The sequence below is a fragment of the Staphylococcus sp. HMSC034C12 genome (assembly GCF_001835895.1).
In the GTDB taxonomy this organism is placed as follows: domain Bacteria; phylum Bacillota; class Bacilli; order Staphylococcales; family Staphylococcaceae; genus Staphylococcus; species Staphylococcus hominis.
Genome location: NZ_KV826319.1, coordinates 17,478 through 36,099 on the forward strand (window position 1 = coordinate 17,478; position 18,622 = coordinate 36,099).

The window sequence follows — 18,622 nt, forward strand, 5'->3', positions numbered from 1 at the left end:
TTATAATTACTTGATATTAATCTTCTTTACCATGGCAATTTTTATATTTTTTACCACTACCACAAGGACAAGGATCATTACGTCCAATTTTTTCACCTTTTACAATAGGCTGTTTTTTTGCTTTTTCTTTGCCATCTTCAGCAGATACGTGTTGTGCCTTACCAAAATCTGTTGTTTTTTCACGTTCAACTTGTTCGTCTACTTGAATAACAGATTTTAATATATATTTAGACGTATCTTCTTCAATAGCTTGCATCATTAAGTCAAATAACTCGTGTCCTTCATTTTGGTAATCACGAAGTGGATTTTGTTGTGCATATGAACGTAAGTGTATACCTTGGCGTAACTGATCCATTGTATCAATATGGTCAGTCCAATGAGTATCAATAGAACGTAATAAAATCATACGTTCAAATTCAGGCATTTGATCTCCAATTTTTTCTTTTTGGATTTCATAACCTTTTTCAATTTTAGCCCATACCACTTCAAAAATATCTTCAGAATCTTTACCTTTAATTTCTTCTTCAGTTAATTCTCCTTCTTGAATAAACACATCATTAACATAATTTATAAATGGTCCATAATCAGGATTATCATCTTCATCGTTAATATAGTAGTTAATCGCTCTCTGTAAAGTAGTACGCATCATCGCAATAACAATTTCTGAACTATCTTCTGAATCTATAATGCTATTACGTTCATTATAAATAATTTCACGTTGTTTACGTAATACTTCATCATACTCGAGAATACGTTTACGTGCATCAAAGTTATTTCCTTCAACACGTTTTTGAGCTGATTCAACTGCGCGTGAAACCATTTTAGATTCTATTGGCGTTGAATCATCCATACCTAAACGATTCATCATTTTTTGAAGTCTTTCAGAACCAAAACGAACCATTAATTCATCTTGTAATGATAAGTAGAAACGACTATCCCCTTTATCTCCTTGACGACCTGAACGACCACGTAATTGATCATCAATACGACGAGATTCATGTCGTTCAGTACCTATTACGGCAAGGCCACCTATTTCTTCTACGCCTTCACCTAATTTAATGTCTGTTCCACGTCCAGCCATATTAGTAGCAATAGTAACTGCACCTTTTTGTCCTGCATTTGCTACAATTTCAGCTTCTCTTTCATGATTCTTCGCATTTAATACATCATGACGTATACCGCGTTTTTTCAATAAATTTGAAATGTATTCACTTGTTTCTACTGCAACAGTACCTAATAAAACTGGTTGTCCTTGTTTATGTTTTTCAACTACATCGTCTACAACTGCATCAAATTTTCCTTTTTGACTAATATAAATTAAATCAGACTTATCTTGACGTTGAACAGGTTTGTTCGTTGGAATTTGAGTTACTGTCATATTATAGATATTACGGAACTCTTCTTCTTCAGTTTTAGCAGTACCAGTCATTCCAGCTAATTTATTATACATACGGAAGTAGTTTTGGAAAGTAATTGAAGCCATTGTTTTAGATTCATTTTGAATTTTCACGCCTTCTTTAGCTTCAATAGCTTGATGCAATCCTTCAGAAAAACGACGTCCCGGCATTGTACGACCAGTGAATTGATCTACAATTAATACTTCTCCATCTACGACCATATAATCGACATCGCGTTGTAAAGTAACATGTGCTCTTAAAGCAGTATTAATATGACTAATAATATCTACATTTTGAACATCATATAAATTATCGATTTTAAACATTCGTTCTGCTTTATCTGCACCTTGTTCTGTTAAATGAACAGCTTTTGTTTTTTCATCATATTTATAATCTTCATCTGCTTTTAACATCTTAGCAAAAACATTCGCTTGAGTATAAAGAGACGTTGACTTTTCAGCTTCACCTGAAATAATTAACGGTGTTCTTGCTTCATCTATTAAAATAGAGTCAACCTCATCAATAATCGCAAAATGTAATGGTCTCATTACACGTTCTTCCGCATAATTCACCATATTATCTCTTAAGTAATCGAAGCCTAATTCATTATTTGTACTATAAGTAATGTCTTTTGCGTATGCTTCTCGTTTTTCTTCTGTAGATTTACTATTTAGATTTAAACCAACTGTTAAACCTAAAAACTCATATAATTCAGCCATTTCTTCACTTTGAACACTAGATAAGTATTCATTGACTGTAATAACATGAACACCTCGACCTGCTAAAGCATTTAAATACGTTGGCATTGTCGCAGTTAATGTTTTACCTTCACCAGTTCTCATTTCTGCAATATCACCTTTATGAATAGCAATACCACCCATAACCTGAACTTTATAAGGTGACATGTTAAATACACGTTTTGCACCTTCACGTACTAATGCAAATGCTTGCGGCAAAATTTTATCTAAATAGTCATTTTGTTTTTTTACATCTTCAATTGCTTGTGCTTCTTCTTGAAATTGTTTCGTTTTATTTCTGATTTCTTCGTCAGTTAAAATCGCTATTTTTTCCTCTAAAGCAAGTACTTCATCAGCTTTTTTACTTAAACGTTTCACTTCTTTCTTATTGCCGTCAACAATTTTTGATAAAAATCCCATTATGTTCGCTCCTTTAGCTAAAAAAACTGTTTGGCCTACAACAATTTATAATATCATTTATAAGTTCAAATTTATACTTAAATACTCATATAAATGATATGCTTAATTGTGTACAATAATTACTTTTATATTTATACTTTCTTTCTATTTTAAAAAACTTACTATCCCTTTAATTTTTAATTACCTCATTACATTAGCATAGCATGATTATACCGTCCATGAATAAGTGTAAAAGTAGCTAGTCGATAGTAGCTTCATACTTATTCTTCACATTGTACGATACATATAATATTTATTATTCTCTTCTAAATAATAAAAGTACCTGGGACATCAACTTGTCTCAGGTACCTTTAAACAAGGAAGTAGTCATTGACTGAATTGAACACGTGCTTATGTCATGTATTTTCAATTCTAGTCATAGTTCCTCATACTTAACTTTCGTAAAGAACGTCTACATTCAACTATTCAGTTGTTTCAATCAGACCATATTTACCATCTTTACGTCGATACACAATACTTGTACCATCTGTTTCACGATCTGTAAAAATGTAAAAATCATGCCCTAATAAATCCATTTGTAATACTGCTTCTTCAGAATCCATTGGTTTTAAACTAAACTGTTTAGAACGAATAATTTCTATTTCATTCTCATTTGATGATTCTGAAGTATCTTCCACATCCTCATTCACTACTGTTTGTTGCTCAGCAATAAATGGTTCTTGTTCTCCATTATCTCTATTCTTACGATTCACACGCGTTTTGTATTTACGAACTTGACGTTCTAATTTGCTTGTAACTAAATCAATTCCTGCGTATAAATCGTCGTGTCGTTCTTCAGCTCTCAATGTAACATTTTTCAAAGGAATTGTTACCTCGATTTTAGTAGCTGAATTTTGATACGTTTTAACTTTTACATGTGCAACTGCATTTGGCACATTATTAAAATAACGTTCAAGTTTACCAATTTTTTCCTCAATATAGTTGCGAATAGCATCTGTAATAGTGAGGTTATCTCCATGAATTTCAAATCTAATCATAGTTATCTCTCCTTTAACCTCTAATATTGGTAATTCTTACTATTATAATATCATGTTTAAGTCATCTTGAAAACGCAAACACTTTGAATTTTCTGACTTTTTTATTACATAATACACTTCCAGCATAATGAACTGTCAAACCTGTAGTATAGATATCATCAATCAGTAAAATATTTTTATTTGTAATATCTATATTTTCTTTAAGATAGAACGGATTGTCAGCTTTAAATCGTTCTTTTTTTCCAAGTCTTGATTGCTTAGGTCGTGAACGTGTGCCTAATAATTCTATATAGCTTATACCCATTTTGTCCAAAACAGTGGTTACTGGATTAAACGTTCGATGTTCATCTCTTTTATAAGGGGATGGAATAGGGACAATATAATCGTATGACGTTTTAGGCAATGTTAACTTTGAAGCTAAAACCTCAGCTAAATAATAATCTTTCATAAATTTGTAATGATGAATCGTTTCTTTCATTATTCCATCATATTTATAATCACAATACAGTTGTGACATTAGCGTAAATTGCTGATTGAGACATTTACAGTCTAAACATTCATCACCTGTATTTATTTTATAATTAAGGCATCTTGTACATCTTTTTTCATCATTGATATCAAGCTTAATGGCTTGCCATTGTTTTTTGCATGTTTCACAAAATTGTTGTGGTGGTTTATAAAAATTAAATATAGATAACTCTTCGTGAATAGAAGTAGCACACTGAATACATTTATTCATCGATCCACCCTCTTTGAATCCCTAATTTATTCATTCTTGTAATATCTTTTTTAGCCATCAACATTGATATACTCACACCTTCATGAAGAAATAATACCATTCCTGTGGGAGCTTCTTGTTTACGTCCAACTCTTCCAGCAATTTGTACTAATGCAGCCTTTTCAAATGTATCTGCATTAATTACGATAACGTCTAATTGAGCCATAGTAAATCCACGTTCTAAAATTGTTGTTGTAAAAACAATTCGATGTTTTCCTTCACGAAGTGCTTTCACTTTTTCAAAACGTAAAGCATCTTCACTTGAAATACATATCAAATCTGAAAATATTTTTTTATAGTATTCGGATATCTTAATCATCTTTTCTATATTATTAAAAAATACTAACGTAAATCTTTTATGTTCAATCTGATTTAATAACATATACTTTAAAAAACTTTGAGTACGATTCATATTTAATTTAAAATATTTAAATTTTGGAACTGGTAATGGGTGTCTATGAAAGCGAGCAGGTAACTGTATAATGCGATGTTTTGGTATTTGACGCAGTAAATGTCTAGGTGGCGTTGCAGTCATATAAATCAATGTAGATAGCGGTTTAGCCGCTTGTTTAATAGCATTTTGTAGATGATGATCCATAGGCAGCGGAAATGCATCAACTTCATCTACAAAAATAACTTCAAAGTGATTTTTAAATCGATATAGTTGATGGATAGTACAAATTACAAAATGTCCGTTATATTGTTGTTTACTTGATTGATGCAATACGTCAATATCTTCTTTCAAAAAAACTTCTTTAATACGCTGGCTAATCTCTACTACTACATCTACTCTTGGAGAGATGATTGCTACATTAAATCCTCTTTTACGTGATAAGCTAATACCCTCATATATCATCTCTGTTTTTCCTGCACCAGTTACCGCATATAATAATAAGTCTTCACAGTTTTCTATAGCAGATAAGATTTTTTCAGATGCATAACATTGCTGTTCAGATAATTTAAAAGATAATGTATATAATCCCTCTGATTTAACATTTTTACTTTTAATGATTTTATATTCAGTAATATTATCCATTCTTCCTAGATGTATACATTGTCGACAATATATTACTTCTTTATTAAGAATAGAGGAAAAATATTGATAGAAATGAGCACTATCTTCATTACCACATTGAATACATCGATATCCTTTTGAACTCTTTACGATACCTAACGTTTTCTCACTGATTATTTCATCTTTTAATTCTATTTCTGAAGATACTAATCTTCCATAATATTTAATATTTCATCACTTCCTTATTAAAATAAAAAAAGTCTAATCGAAAAGGAGATGGGTACCTTAGCCCTCCATGTTCTCACTTTTAACGATTAGACCTTCATCTTATTCGATTACAATTTTTCTTGGGAAATATCCAACTCCGATTCCACCTGAACCTAAATGAGATGCAATGACTGGCCCATATTCACAATATTGAATATTAATGTTTGAATATTTCTCTTTTAATTTAGCACAAAAATCTTTACCCTCTTTTATTTTATCGCCATTAATCACAAACACTGTTACATCATTAATATTTTTCGCAATATCAAGTGCATGTTGTTCTATAGAATTATAAGCTCGCTTACGTGTACGTACTTTTTCTAAAGGATGAATTTTTCCATCTTCTTCAAACTTAAGCACTGGCTTCATTTGTAAAAGTGTTCCAATCCATGCTTGGGCACCAGTAATACGACCACTTTTTTGTAAGTTTTTTAAATCATCAACAAATAAGTATGCACCTGTATCTTTACGAATAGACGTTAATTCATCAATAATTTCGTTAGGGGTTGCTCCGTCTTCAATCAATTTTAATGTATAAATCACATAGCTGCCTTCAATCATAGAAGCTAATCTTGTATCAAATGTGTGGACTTGAATGCCATCTACCATTTCACCTGCTTGTGTTGCTGATGGATAACTACCACTAATCCCACTTGATAAATTAAAGACGATAACATCTGTATAACCTTTATCTCTTAATTCCTCATAGTTCTTTATCCATTCACCAATAGCTGGTTGACTTGTTGTAGGAATTGTTTTAGATGCGGCCATTTTTTTATAAAAAGATTCTTTTGAAAGATCTGGATGTTCAGTAAATGTTTCTCCATCATCAAATGTTACACTCAGTGGTGCAACTGGTATCTGATATTTTTCAATAATATGTTTTGGCAGATTCGCAGTAGAGTCTGTCATTACTGCAATTTTCATAATCGTCCTCCTCAATTATACTCAACAGTATTATAAATTATTTTAATAAAAAAGGAAATTCATAATCAATTATTTATCTAAAAGAAAACAAACGTGTATAATAAAATTCATATTAATCATATCGTGGAGGTATTTATCAATTGAGTGATCATGTTATTACTATAAAAAAAGAACATATTATTGAAAATACAATTAATAAATCTCGATTTATTGCTCATATCAAACCTGTTTTCTCAGAAGAAGAGGCTAAGATGTTTATAGAAGAAGTAAAACAAACTCATAAAGAAGCAACACATAATTGTTCTGCGTATACTGTTGGCAATCAAATGAATATACAAAAAGCCAACGATGATGGAGAACCAACAGGAACAGCAGGTATTCCTATGCTTGAAATATTAAAAAAACTGGATATTCACAATGCTTGTGTAGTAGTTACTCGGTATTTTGGTGGCATTAAACTTGGCGGTGGCGGATTAATTCGTGCATATAGTGGTGCAGTACGAGATGTGATTTACGATATCGGCCGTGTAGAATTAAGAAATGCTATTCCCACTACTGTTACCATTAATTATGACTTAACAGGTAAATTTGAGTATGAACTTGCTTCAACCTCTTTTTTTCTAAGAGACAAAGTTTACACTGATAAAGTGAGTTATAAGATTGATGTTGTAGAAACAGAATACGACTCATTTATCGAATTTTTAAACCGTAATACAGCAAGTCAATATGATTTAGAAAAAGATACACCTAAGCAATTACCTTTTGATATTGAAACAAATTAATTAAATTACAAAAGCCAGCAAACGCTTAAGATTGCTGGCTTTTGTAAATAAGTGAATAAAAGTATTATTTATGGTTTGTCTTATGGCGAGATGCATCGTCATTTTTTTTAGAAATTAAATTAAGAATAGGACGATAGCTATCATCTATTAAGCCAGTAAATTCAACGATGAGTTCAATTGTGATGACGATTAAGATAAACATTAGTAATACACCTAATGGTTGAGATAAATACAATATAATACTCGATAAACTAAACATAATCGCAATAGAGTATATCAGTAATACTGTTTGACGATGTGTATATCCTAATGCAAGAAGTTTATGATGTAAATGTGATTTATCTGCTTGCATAATGTGTTGACCATTTCTCACTCTTCTAATCATTGCAAATAAGGTATCAATAAATGGTATCGCTAAAATAACAATTGGGAAGAATAAAGAAATAAATGTGATGTTTTTAAAACCTAGTAAGGATAAAAAGCCAATAATAAATCCAATCATTAATGCTCCACTATCGCCTAAAAAGATTGAAGCAGGATGGAAATTAAAGAATAAGAAGCCAAGTAATGCGCCAATCAACAAGCTACAAATCATAATGATAAATACATTTCCTTGTAATATAGCTATGAAACCAATGGTAGTTAAACCAATAACTGACACACCTGATGCCAAACCATCTAAACCATCTATTAAATTTATTGCATTTGTTATTGCTACAATCCATATAATTGTAATCGGTATACTTAAAATACCAAAATGAATGGTTGGACCAATTGGAAAAGAAATAAAATCTATGGTAATCCCGTAAAAAACGACAACTGACGCTGCTATAATTTGTCCAATTAATTTTAAAATTGGCTTCAAATCATAAATATCATCAATGATGCCTACAAAATACATAATAATTAAACCAATTACCAAAGGTTTGACTGCTCTCTCTATGGGATGACCTAACCATAAACCAATAAGAAATGAAAGTAGTATGACAGTACCTCCCATGACTGATACTGGTTTTGTATGTACTTTTCTATAGTTAGGTCGATCTACTAAATTAAATTTAAAAGAAACCTTTATTATAATAGGTGTTATTATTAAACTGATTACCAATGTTACAACAATAAGTAATAAAGTATACATCAGTTCACCTTCAATATATTCCTGTTATTTTTTCATCTATACTATTTAAACAATTATTATTAATTTTTTAAATTAGACTATAGTAGTATATATACTTTTTCAATTTTATATATTATTAGTCTATTTATTTTCTTCGTAATAATCTATTCATTAAATAGACCACTTTTAATCATGTATCATAAACTAATTAAAATTAATTGTAAATTTTTTGTAAAGATACGTATTTTTTATATCATATCATTTTGTTATAAATTTGAACATGAAAGTCTATCTGAAATTCATAATATATATTTTATAACAAACAACTTAATGACAAATAGTAAGTTTTCACTTACAATTACTAATGGTTAATTTAAAGGAGTCGATCCCAATATGATTGAAGCAATTATTTACAATATTGCCGTTATGGTAGCTGGAATTTATTTATTCCATCGATTACAATATTCAGAAAATAAAATCGTGATATTTTCTAAAGGTTATGTCACAATTTTAATGACTTTGGTGGCATTACTATTAACAGCTTACCCTATTCCTTTTCATCATCAATATCTTATTCGCCTAACTTTCGTTCCGTTACTATTCCTTGGTCGCTATACAAACGTCGGTTACACTTTTATTGCCTCACTTATCATAAGTCTAGTGGATATATTTTTATTCGGAAATTCATTTTTTTATGGCGTCGTTCTTATTATAATAGGTATTATTGTTAGTTTAATTGGGCCGTTTCTTAAAAAAAATGATATTATTGCTTTAATTATTTTAAATGCTATCAGTATTGTTATTATTTTTGTTTTATCTATCTTCACCACTTTATATGATTTAACTGAATTAATTATACTTATACCTATTTCATTCGTACTAACGATTACTTCTGCTGTTACCTTTGTTGATATCTGGCATTTCTTTTCGCTTGTTACACGGTATGAAAACGAGGATAAGTATGATTATTTAACAGGTTTAGGTAATGTAAAAGAATTTGATAGACATTTAAATAAGATTTCTCAAAAAGCCGAAATAGAACATACTAGTCTCGCACTTTTACTCGTTGACATTGACGGATTTAAAGATGTTAATGATACATATACTCATAAAGCAGGAGACGCTGTACTAAAACAAATGTCTCAATTGCTTAAAAATTATGTACCACATCAATTTAAAATCTTCCGTAATGGCGGTGAAGAATTTTCTATTGTCATCTTCGATTATTCTTTAGATCAAAGTGTGAAACTTGCTGAAAATATTAGGATGGCAGTCGAAAAATCTTCGTTCCATTTACCTAATAAGGAAGTTATAAAACTATCTGTATCTATTGGCGTTGGTTATTTATCTCCAGATGAATATAAATCTCAACGTAAAGTATTTAAAGACGCCGATGATATGGTCCATGTAGCTAAAAAAGAAGGTCGTAATCAAGTAATGTTTAATCCTATAATTAAATTATAGACGTTACGATTTAATTTGAGATGGAACGTGGAATTCGAAATGAATTCTGTTGCATCTCTTTTTTATACTCTTTTAACATCTATATTATTTATTTGTTATTCTACTTTTAAAATGACTGGTTTAGTAATAAAGTATTAATACAAGCGAAGAATATTATAGATATACACGAAAATCATTATATATTTTAATTATTGTGGAGGTGCTTTTATGAATAATTCAATCACTATTATCGATGAAAATAAGGTGATTGATGTTGTATTAATAGCTGGTCGCATTCTCTTAGAATCTGGAGCTGAAACTTACCGTGTTGAAGACACTATGAATCGAATTGCTCACAGTTATGGTTTAAATGATACATATAGCTTTGTCACATCGACCGCTATCATTTTCTCACTTAATGATCGAACAAATACAAGGCTTATAAGAATTAGAGATCGTACTACAGATTTAGAAAAAATTGCTCTTACAAATAGTCTTTCTAGAAAGATTGCTAAAAATGAGCTAACCATTGATGAAGCTAAATCAGAACTGATTCATTTAAGTAAAGCTTCATTACAATATTCTTTTTTATTGAATTTTTTTGCTGCGGCAATTGCATGTGGCTTTTTCTTACTCATGTTTGGCGGTGTTGTTTCTGATTGCTGGATTGCTATTTTAGCTGGCGGCGCTGCGTTCTTAACTTTTAGCTTTGTCCAGCGTTTCATTCAAATTAAATTCTTTTCTGAATTTGTAGCATCAGCAGTAGTCATTACAATTGCTGTTACATTTACTAAACTAGGCATTGCTACAAATCAAAATATTATAACAATTTCTAGTGTTATGCCCTTAGTACCTGGAATTTTAATTTGTAACGCTATTAGAGATTTAATGGCTGGCGAGCTACTTGCTGGAATGTCTCGTGGTGTAGAAGCTGCACTAACATCATTCGCTATTGGTGCAGGCGTAGCGATTGTTTTATTAATTCTTTAAGAAAGGCTGTTTATGTATGTTATTTTATCTATTTCATTTTGTTATCAGTTTTATTTCGACGGTACTTTTTTCTATTATATTTAATGCTCCTAAACGACTTTTGCTTGCTTGTGGATTTGTCGGCGCCTTAGCTTGGACAATTTATCAATATACCGTAGATATGGATTTAGGAAAAGTTGGCGCTGCGTTTTTAGGTAGTTTAATTCTTGGTTTATTAAGTCATGTGATGAGTCGACGCTATAAAAGACCCGTGATTATCTTCATTGTGCCAGGTATAATCCCTCTTGTTCCTGGTGGTACAGCATATGAAGCAACACGATTTTTAGTATCTAATGACTATACTCATGCTGTGAATACATTTCTAGAGGTCACATTAATTTCTGGTTCAATTGCTTTTGGGATATTGGTAGCAGAAATTCTCTACTATATTTACACACGTATTAAGCAATTTTATGGTAAAATCAAAGGAAAAACGTATAGAAAATCTTACAATATGAACAATAGAGTCTAAGGGGATGTTTCGTTATGAAAGTACAGATTATAGATAGATTATCAAGATATGTAAAAATAGATACACAATCAAATCCCGAATCGAAATCGACGCCTTCTACTGAAAAACAATGGGATTTATTACATTTATTACAAAAAGAACTGCAAGACTTTGGATTAGAAACAGAATTGGATAATAATGGTTATCTGTTTGCCACTTTAGAAAGTAACATAGAAAAAGAAGTTCCTACGGTCGGTTTCTTAGCACATGTAGATACCTCACCAGATTTTAATGCGACAAATGTTAATCCTCAGATTATAGAAGATTATAATGGTCAACCTATTAAATTAGGTCAAACAAATCGAGTATTAAGTCAAGATGTATTTCCAGAACTTAAAAAATTAGAAGGTCACACTCTAATGATTACAGATGGTACATCTTTACTCGGTGCCGATGATAAAGCAGGTGTTGTAGAAATTATGGAAGCAGTAAAATACTTGCAGACCCATCCAGAAATTAAACATGGTCGCATACGTATAGCTTTTACACCTGATGAAGAAATAGGACGTGGTCCTCACAAGTTTAATGTGGAACGCTTTAATGCCGATTTTGCCTATACTATGGATGGCAGTGAATTTGGAGAATTACAATTCGAAAGTTTTAATGCAGCAGAAGCAACAATCACTGCCCATGGTGTAAATGTTCATCCTGGTTCTGCAAAAAACGTAATGGTTAATGCTATTGGATTAGTACATCAATTCCATAGTCTACTACCTGCTAATGAAGTACCAGAACGTACAGAAGGTTATGAAGGATTCTATCATTTAATGAAAATAGAAGGAACAGTTGAAAAAGCTTCTTTACAATATATTATAAGAGATCACGATAGAAAATCTTTTGAACTTAAAAAGAAAAAACTTTTAGAAATTCGTGATGATATTAATATTCATTATGAAGGTTATCCAGTAAAAGTAGATATCGAAGACCAATACTATAATATGGCTGAACAAATTAAGCCACATCCGTATATTATTGATATTCCTAAAAAAGTATTTGCAGATTTAGAGATAAAACCAAATACTGCGCCTATACGCGGTGGTACTGATGGTTCTCAGCTTTCATTTAAAGGTTTACCTACACCTAATATTTTTACAGGATGTGGAAACTTCCATGGTCCATTTGAATATGCTTCTATCGATGTAATGGAAAAAGCAGTACAAGTGATTATTGGTATTGCTCAAGAAGTAACACAATATGAAAAATAATAAATAAAAAAAGTTTAGTTCATTCTTTGAACTAAACTTTTTTATTTATTTTATTCCCTTAGCTGTAGTTTTTAATAATCGTAAAGCTTGAACTGTATAATGTCTAATTTGAAGACCCATTTTAAAATCTGTGTATGTTTTCGGCATTTCAATAAATGTGTTAAACATGGCTGTTACGCGATGATGATTAAATATATCAAACTTATCATTAGTCGCACAAATTGCAATAGATGGTTTGTGATATTTTTCTGTAAGTTCCGCAATAGTCAATGTGGTTGTTTCAAGCATATGATCTTCTTCTTTTAAACCCTCTCCAAAGATAATTAAATCTGCCTGAGATACTAACTCATCTAAATGTGTAATTTGATTTACTAGTTCATGACTTGTTAAAATTTCTGTGTTGTATAATGCTTTCAACACCGCAGCAATACCGCCACCGGCTCCGCCACGTTCAATAGGCCCTAAAGCAATATGTAATTCATTTTTCATAATCTCATTTAAGTACCACATTAAATTATCAATTTCCACTGCTTTTTTGTGTGGAATTTGATGGTTATAGCTTAATTTCATAATTTCACTATTTTTTCCATACAACTTACTAGAAAAATCCGTCATCACTTGTAGTCTGACATTTTCCAATGTACTAGGCAGTCCAGAAATGTCAATATGACGAATGAACTTAATCATTTGTGCGCCTTCTCGTGCGTCAAGTTCTCTATTTTCATCATCATAAAATTTAGCTCCTAAAGCTTGTAGCATCCCTACGCCACCATCAAAACTATCCATACCACCTAAAGATATAATAATATGATCTGTGTCCTTGTTTAATGCATCTAAAATAACTTCTCCTAACCCAAAACTAGTACGTTGTTCAATTGCTTTATGACCTTTTGAAAATAAATTACTTTCAATAATTACAGTACCTTCTTCAGTTTGTCCATATATTGTTTCAATCTCATTCATATCGGCATCATGAACATTCACTTTATATTTTGTACCTGATTGCCAAAGAAATACTGAATTTAATAATTCATGACGTCCGTTAAATAAAGGTACCTGTACAATATCTGCATGATCAATTTGACTTGCTATTGCCTCTTCCACATAACGATTCGCTTGATAACTCGAAATAATACCGTTAAATTCATCCATGGCTACTAAAATTTTCATTCTATTTTCACCTCATGCCACTTTCTATCTTTCTTAAATTCATACGTTATAACTTCACTTTCACATTATACATAGGTTCATCGCATATTTCATTTTTTACATTTTATAAATATAAAAGTCATTTAAAGTGATAAAAATGTAGATATAATAAAGAGCTGGTAACAAAAAATGTACCAGACTCTTAAATCGATATATTTATCTTTCTTACTCTTCAGCTTGTGCTAATGTAGATACATTAATATCACTGTGACTTGCATTCCATACAGCTTTTCCATCTACAAAATAAAAAGCTTGTGGTGATTCATGTTTCACATTTGTCTTTTCAGCAATATAATCAGAAAGTTTTCTTTCTTCTTGAACTACTAGATAATATCCATCTATGTCTCTTTCATATAAAAACTTATTAAATTGATCAAATGCTGCAGCTGAAATTGGACATGTGTCACTATGTTTTAATACAAATACATCGTTATGTTCTTCTAATACTTGTTCAAACTGGTCAATCGAACTCAGCTTTATAGCCATTCTATTCACCTCTAAATTTTTTAACTTTGTCCCTTTTTTTAAATTAAACTTCTCAATGGCTACAATTATACACATTTCATCATATAATGTTAACCAAAAATTTAAATTTAGGTTTTATTCGTTTTGCTGTACTTTTTCTAATTCTGTATTAAAGTTGTAATTTCCCTTACTTAAATCTTTACCCGTTTTAGGTAGTTTCTCAACATTAATTTTTGAAAGTTGATCTTCAATCTTAATAGTTGTTTCACGTGTCTCATAATAATCAAGTAAATTATAGTACATTTCTATCGCATTTTTACGAGCATTGTTTAAATGTGAATCTGTAATATTAGTCTGATTTAAATCTTTAATCTGTTTTTGTATCAGTGGTTTTATATGCTCATTAATTGCTTTTGAAGTAGGATAATTATCCTTTTCTAAATATTTTTGAGCAGTTTTTCGTAAATTACGATTATTGTTTTCAATTTTAGATTTTAATAGATGTGCATTTTCTTGATTATTTGTTTTACGTATATCTTTTTCTACTAGTGCTCTATTTATTTCAAATGAATGTGTATAATTTAGAATTTTTTCATTTTCCACAACTGATTGATTATATAAATCTACAAATGATTTAATTTCATTTATAGATTGATGTTGATTACTCACATGATTTAAATAATCTTTCTTTAATTGACGAGTTTTATTTGTCTTAGCCGGAAGATGTTTAGCTTCTTTTTCATACTCTTTAAACTCAGGCACTAAACGGTGATTTATATTTTTCTGTAGTCGTTCAAATGACTTTTTATTTTTATCTGTTGTATCGGTTTTACTTATATCATTTAAACGGTTCAGCTCTAATTGATTCATCACTTTTTCCACGCTTTTTTGCTTGGTCTCTACTTTAGATAGGTGTTGTTTGAAGCGATTTAAATCTTCGTTATTATTCTGACCACAACCAGAAAGTATCAAACAGTATAGTGAACATAATGAAAGTATTATTAATTTTTTCATTTTTGCACTCCTAACACCCGTATTATACATAAAGTTATTTATATTGAAAATAAATTATGTTATAGTATTTCAGAATTTGTATAATAATTTAATTGAAGGAGTTACACATGTATGCATCTGTTCAATCATTTATAAATTGTTCCAACGGCAATGATTATCATCAGTTGTACGAAGACACTAAAGCTCTGTTATTTAACTTGTTAGATTCTCCAGTAAAATTTACACAACATATCGGAGGAACAAAACATTTTTCTTATCCCACAGAACCGATTTTAGATGTTTTAGTTGGAGTCAACAATCTCCATGATATTACATCTCTTGATGAAAAGAGATTGAATTATGTAGGCTTTTATCGATTACACCACCCTTATAAAAAGAAAGTGATGATGGCAAAATTTGATAATATGATCAATCTTAAGCAAATAATACGATTACATATTATTCAAATAGATACGCCCTTATTCACTCAATATTTAGCTATAGATCACGTACTGTCTACACAAAAACACGTAGCACAGATGTTTTCTAATCAGAAAAATAAATTTATCAATCTAAACTCAACAATCCGATACTACGAAAACCAAAAACAGAAATTTTTTGATAATTTGTATCATACACTTTAATGATATACAAATTGTTTTAAACTCTTTTAGCAAAACATATGTAAAGTTGCTATAATAAAGTTTAGATTATAGAAGAGAAGAAAGGATGTACTTATGTTAGAACAAGAAGACATCTTAAAAGATTTAAAATCTTTAGTACCTGACAATATTATTAAAGTTAATGAACCGTTAAAACGTTATACATACACGAAAACTGGTGGAAATGCAGATTTTTACCTTTCACCTACTGAAAATGAGCAAGTACAAACTATCGTACGTTATGCTCATGAACATCAATTACCTGTTACATATTTAGGGAATGGTTCAAATATTATTATTCGCGAAGGCGGTATCAGAGGTATTGTGATTAGTCTATTATCTCTTAATCATATTAATGTCTCAGATGATGCAATTATAGCAGGAAGCGGTGCAGCAATTATAGATGTATCAAGAGCGGCAAGAGATCACGTTCTTACCGGCTTAGAATTTGCTTGTGGCATTCCTGGTTCTGTTGGTGGTGCTGTTTATATGAATGCAGGCGCCTATGGAGGAGAAATTAAAGATTGCATCGATTATGCTTTATGTGTAAATGAACACGGCGATTTGATACAACTTACTAAAGAACAATTACATTTAGACTATAGAAACAGTGTCGTTCAAAAACAACATTTAGTAGTTCTTGAAGCAGCATTTACTTTAGAACCAGGTAACTTGAACGAGATTCAAGCTAAAATGGATGATCTTACAGAACGTCGTGAATCTAAACAACCACTTGAATATCCTTCATGCGGTAGTGTATTCCAACGTCCTCCAGGTCATTTTGCTGGAAAATTAATTCAAGATTCAAATCTTCAAGGCCATCGTATTGGTGGCGTGGAAGTCTCAACTAAACATGCCGGATTTATGGTAAATGTCGATAATGGTACAGCAACAGATTATGAGAATTTAATTCATCACGTACAAAAAGTCGTGAAAGAAAAATTTGATGTTGAATTACATCGTGAAGTTCGAATCATTGGCGAATATCCAGAGTCAGAGTAAATTCTCAATGTTAGGAGATGTTAAACAATGCTAAAAGTTTATGGTTCTCTCGTAGACAATGAAACACGTTGTATTCACTATCATACATTTCTTGACATTATAGCGATTAAATTTAAATGTTGTGAAAAGTATTATCCTTGTTATCAATGTCATAACGAACATGAATCTCATAACATTCAGCGTTGGTCAGCAGAGGAATTTCATAAAAAGGCGATACTTTGTGGAGTTTGTCAAAATGAACTCTCTATTCATGAATACATGATGACTGAAACATGTCCAAATTGCCAAGCACATTTTAATTCACGTTGTAAATTTCACTATCATTTATATTTTGAAATTTAATACTTAAATTAAATGATATATAGAATAACATATAAAGACAAAGTATTTTGGCAAGACTCTTGAGGGAACAGGACAAACTAAAGACTACAGACTAAAGTTGTCCCCTAACAAATCGAGCCAACCATACGAAGTATTGTAAATAAAGAAGCCAGTAAATGAATTTATAATAAACTCATTTACTGGCTATTTTTCTAGGATGTATGTCCCACTCTTTTATTTATTCTAAACTTAATATCCTAGATTTATTTTTTAGTTTTATCAATTACTTTTTCTAATTCATCAATCTGTTTTACTGTTGTTGTTGTTGAGCCTGAAGCAAAATACCATAATTTAGGATCTAATTCATAAACATTGTTATTTTTAACTGCTGTTACATCTTTAATAACATCATTTTTTAATACTTGTTTAGCTGTCGATTTTCCACCCACAACTGACCCGCGATCCATTGCTAAAATGATATCTGGATCATGATTACTGATATATTCATTATTAATGTTTTGACCATGTGGACTTATTTTAACGTGTTTATCTGCTGGTTTAAAGCCTAGTGTATTAAATACCAAATCACCAAATCTTCCGCCTGGTCCGAATGTAGAAAGTTCTCCTTCATTAACTAAAAGATACATTACAGATTTATCGAAATTCTTAGTTTGTTTTTTCATATCTGAAATTTTTTGATCTAATTTTGTATTCATATCTTTTGCTTTATCTTCTTTGTTATAAATTTTACCTAGATTTTCTGTGTTCTTTTTCATATCTTTAATATAATGATCTTCACTTGCGCCTACATAGACAACTTTAGCTTTAGGCGCTGCTTTTTTAAACTCATCTAGATTTTTCTGAGTGGCTGCTCTACTTGAAATATAAATAACATCCGGTTTAGCTTCAGCTATTTTATCGAAATTTATTTCTTTTAAATTACCAGTATTAATATATTTATCCTTTTTAAATTCACTTAGAAAACTTGGTAAAGATTCATTATTTTCGCCTTTTGGTAAGCCTTTCACTTTATCAGCTACACCCATTTCTTTCAAAACATCTAATGCTCCATAATCTAGAACAACCGCGTTCTTAGGATTTTTAGGCACTTTCACAGTGTTACTAATTTTTTTATCCTCATTACTACTTTCGTCATTTCCACTTGCTGAAAAGCTATTTTTAATTGAAACTGTATCTTTTGAATCATTTTCATTATTTGATTTATTACCAGAATTATTACTACACGCTGATAATACTAAAGCTAAAGTTAAGACTAAAAATAAGACTGTTTTCTTCATATGTATT

At 30.6% G+C, this 18,622-nt stretch carries 18 protein-coding genes; 8 read left to right on the forward strand and 10 right to left on the reverse strand.

Annotated features, from left to right (window positions below):
* Nucleotides 1-16: 16 nt before the first annotated feature.
* From secA to fakB1, 5 genes are all read right to left on the reverse strand, one after another.
* A complete protein-coding gene (secA, locus tag HMPREF2629_RS04720) occupies nucleotides 17-2,554 on the reverse strand; it encodes a preprotein translocase subunit SecA (RefSeq protein WP_070813185.1) in 2,538 nt (845 codons plus the stop codon).
* Nucleotides 2,555-3,015: 461 nt separating this feature from the next.
* Nucleotides 3,016-3,591, reverse strand: coding sequence for a ribosome hibernation-promoting factor, HPF/YfiA family (gene hpf / locus HMPREF2629_RS04725; protein ID WP_017175927.1), 576 nt, complete (start codon nucleotides 3,589-3,591; stop codon nucleotides 3,016-3,018).
* A 61-nt stretch (nucleotides 3,592-3,652) separates the two neighbouring features.
* Complete coding sequence (locus tag HMPREF2629_RS04730) at nucleotides 3,653-4,330, reverse strand: ComF family protein (RefSeq protein ID WP_017175928.1); 678 nt, start codon at nucleotides 4,328-4,330, stop codon at nucleotides 3,653-3,655.
* Complete coding sequence (locus HMPREF2629_RS04735) at nucleotides 4,323-5,405, reverse strand: DEAD/DEAH box helicase family protein (protein WP_019834943.1); 1,083 nt, start codon at nucleotides 5,403-5,405, stop codon at nucleotides 4,323-4,325. Before HMPREF2629_RS04735 ends, HMPREF2629_RS04730 begins: the two co-directional genes overlap by 8 nt.
* A gap of 306 nt (nucleotides 5,406-5,711) precedes the next feature.
* Nucleotides 5,712-6,578 carry a fatty acid kinase binding subunit FakB1 gene (fakB1, locus tag HMPREF2629_RS04740; protein ID WP_019834942.1) on the reverse strand — a complete coding sequence of 289 codons (867 nt, stop codon included), beginning with the start codon at nucleotides 6,576-6,578 and terminating at the stop codon, nucleotides 5,712-5,714.
* A gap of 140 nt (nucleotides 6,579-6,718) precedes the next feature.
* Between fakB1 and HMPREF2629_RS04745 the strand changes: the two genes are divergently transcribed.
* Complete coding sequence (locus HMPREF2629_RS04745; protein ID WP_017175931.1) at nucleotides 6,719-7,360, forward strand: YigZ family protein; 642 nt, start codon at nucleotides 6,719-6,721, stop codon at nucleotides 7,358-7,360.
* Nucleotides 7,361-7,424: 64 nt separating this feature from the next.
* Here HMPREF2629_RS04745 and HMPREF2629_RS04750 read toward each other — a convergent pair whose 3' ends face one another.
* Nucleotides 7,425-8,498 carry a glycosyltransferase family 4 protein gene (locus tag HMPREF2629_RS04750; RefSeq protein ID WP_070813186.1) on the reverse strand — a complete coding sequence of 358 codons (1,074 nt, stop codon included), beginning with the start codon at nucleotides 8,496-8,498 and terminating at the stop codon, nucleotides 7,425-7,427.
* Nucleotides 8,499-8,870: 372 nt separating this feature from the next.
* Here HMPREF2629_RS04750 and HMPREF2629_RS04755 point away from each other — a divergent pair, with 372 nt between their 5' ends.
* The 4 genes from HMPREF2629_RS04755 (at nucleotide 8,871) to pepT (ending at nucleotide 12,665) form a co-directional block, all read left to right on the forward strand.
* On the forward strand, nucleotides 8,871-9,941 hold the full coding sequence (locus HMPREF2629_RS04755) for a GGDEF domain-containing protein GdpS (protein ID WP_019834941.1): 1,071 nt from the start codon (nucleotides 8,871-8,873) through the stop codon (nucleotides 9,939-9,941).
* A gap of 207 nt (nucleotides 9,942-10,148) precedes the next feature.
* Nucleotides 10,149-10,910 (forward strand): threonine/serine exporter family protein, encoded by a 762-nt coding sequence (locus HMPREF2629_RS04760; RefSeq protein ID WP_002448186.1) that lies wholly within the window; start codon nucleotides 10,149-10,151, stop codon nucleotides 10,908-10,910.
* Between the two features lie 16 nt (nucleotides 10,911-10,926).
* Entirely contained in the window at nucleotides 10,927-11,421 is a 495-nt protein-coding gene (locus HMPREF2629_RS04765; RefSeq protein ID WP_002448047.1) for a threonine/serine exporter family protein, read from the forward strand.
* Nucleotides 11,422-11,435: 14 nt separating this feature from the next.
* The gene (gene pepT, locus HMPREF2629_RS04770) at nucleotides 11,436-12,665 is read left to right on the forward strand and encodes a peptidase T (protein WP_002448057.1); all 1,230 of its coding nucleotides are present in this window, start codon (nucleotides 11,436-11,438) and stop codon (nucleotides 12,663-12,665) included.
* A 45-nt stretch (nucleotides 12,666-12,710) separates the two neighbouring features.
* On the opposite strand, the gene HMPREF2629_RS04775 is transcribed toward pepT, so the two are convergent.
* The 3 genes from HMPREF2629_RS04775 to HMPREF2629_RS04785 form a co-directional block, all read right to left on the reverse strand.
* Complete coding sequence (locus HMPREF2629_RS04775) at nucleotides 12,711-13,835, reverse strand: glycerate kinase (RefSeq protein WP_070813187.1); 1,125 nt, start codon at nucleotides 13,833-13,835, stop codon at nucleotides 12,711-12,713.
* Between the two features lie 204 nt (nucleotides 13,836-14,039).
* A complete protein-coding gene (gene ytxJ, locus HMPREF2629_RS04780; protein ID WP_002449093.1) occupies nucleotides 14,040-14,360 on the reverse strand; it encodes a bacillithiol system redox-active protein YtxJ in 321 nt (106 codons plus the stop codon).
* A gap of 114 nt (nucleotides 14,361-14,474) precedes the next feature.
* Nucleotides 14,475-15,353 carry an EMYY motif lipoprotein gene (locus tag HMPREF2629_RS04785; protein ID WP_019834939.1) on the reverse strand — a complete coding sequence of 293 codons (879 nt, stop codon included), beginning with the start codon at nucleotides 15,351-15,353 and terminating at the stop codon, nucleotides 14,475-14,477.
* A 107-nt stretch (nucleotides 15,354-15,460) separates the two neighbouring features.
* Here HMPREF2629_RS04785 and HMPREF2629_RS04790 point away from each other — a divergent pair, with 107 nt between their 5' ends.
* The 3 genes from HMPREF2629_RS04790 to HMPREF2629_RS04800 all read left to right on the forward strand — a co-directional run bounded on the left by HMPREF2629_RS04790 (nucleotide 15,461) and on the right by HMPREF2629_RS04800 (nucleotide 17,338).
* Nucleotides 15,461-15,976: a GrpB family protein gene (locus HMPREF2629_RS04790; protein ID WP_017175937.1), complete on the forward strand. Its 516-nt coding sequence runs from the start codon at nucleotides 15,461-15,463 to the stop codon at nucleotides 15,974-15,976.
* Nucleotides 15,977-16,069: 93 nt separating this feature from the next.
* Nucleotides 16,070-16,996: a UDP-N-acetylmuramate dehydrogenase gene (gene murB, locus HMPREF2629_RS04795; RefSeq protein WP_017175938.1), complete on the forward strand. Its 927-nt coding sequence runs from the start codon at nucleotides 16,070-16,072 to the stop codon at nucleotides 16,994-16,996.
* 27 nt (nucleotides 16,997-17,023) lie between these two features.
* The gene (locus HMPREF2629_RS04800) at nucleotides 17,024-17,338 is read left to right on the forward strand and encodes a CHY zinc finger protein (protein ID WP_017175939.1); all 315 of its coding nucleotides are present in this window, start codon (nucleotides 17,024-17,026) and stop codon (nucleotides 17,336-17,338) included.
* A gap of 242 nt (nucleotides 17,339-17,580) precedes the next feature.
* On the opposite strand, the gene HMPREF2629_RS04805 is transcribed toward HMPREF2629_RS04800, so the two are convergent.
* A complete protein-coding gene (locus HMPREF2629_RS04805; RefSeq protein ID WP_048761397.1) occupies nucleotides 17,581-18,615 on the reverse strand; it encodes a ferrated catecholamine ABC transporter substrate-binding lipoprotein SstD in 1,035 nt (344 codons plus the stop codon).
* Between the last annotated feature and the right edge of the window lie 7 nt (nucleotides 18,616-18,622).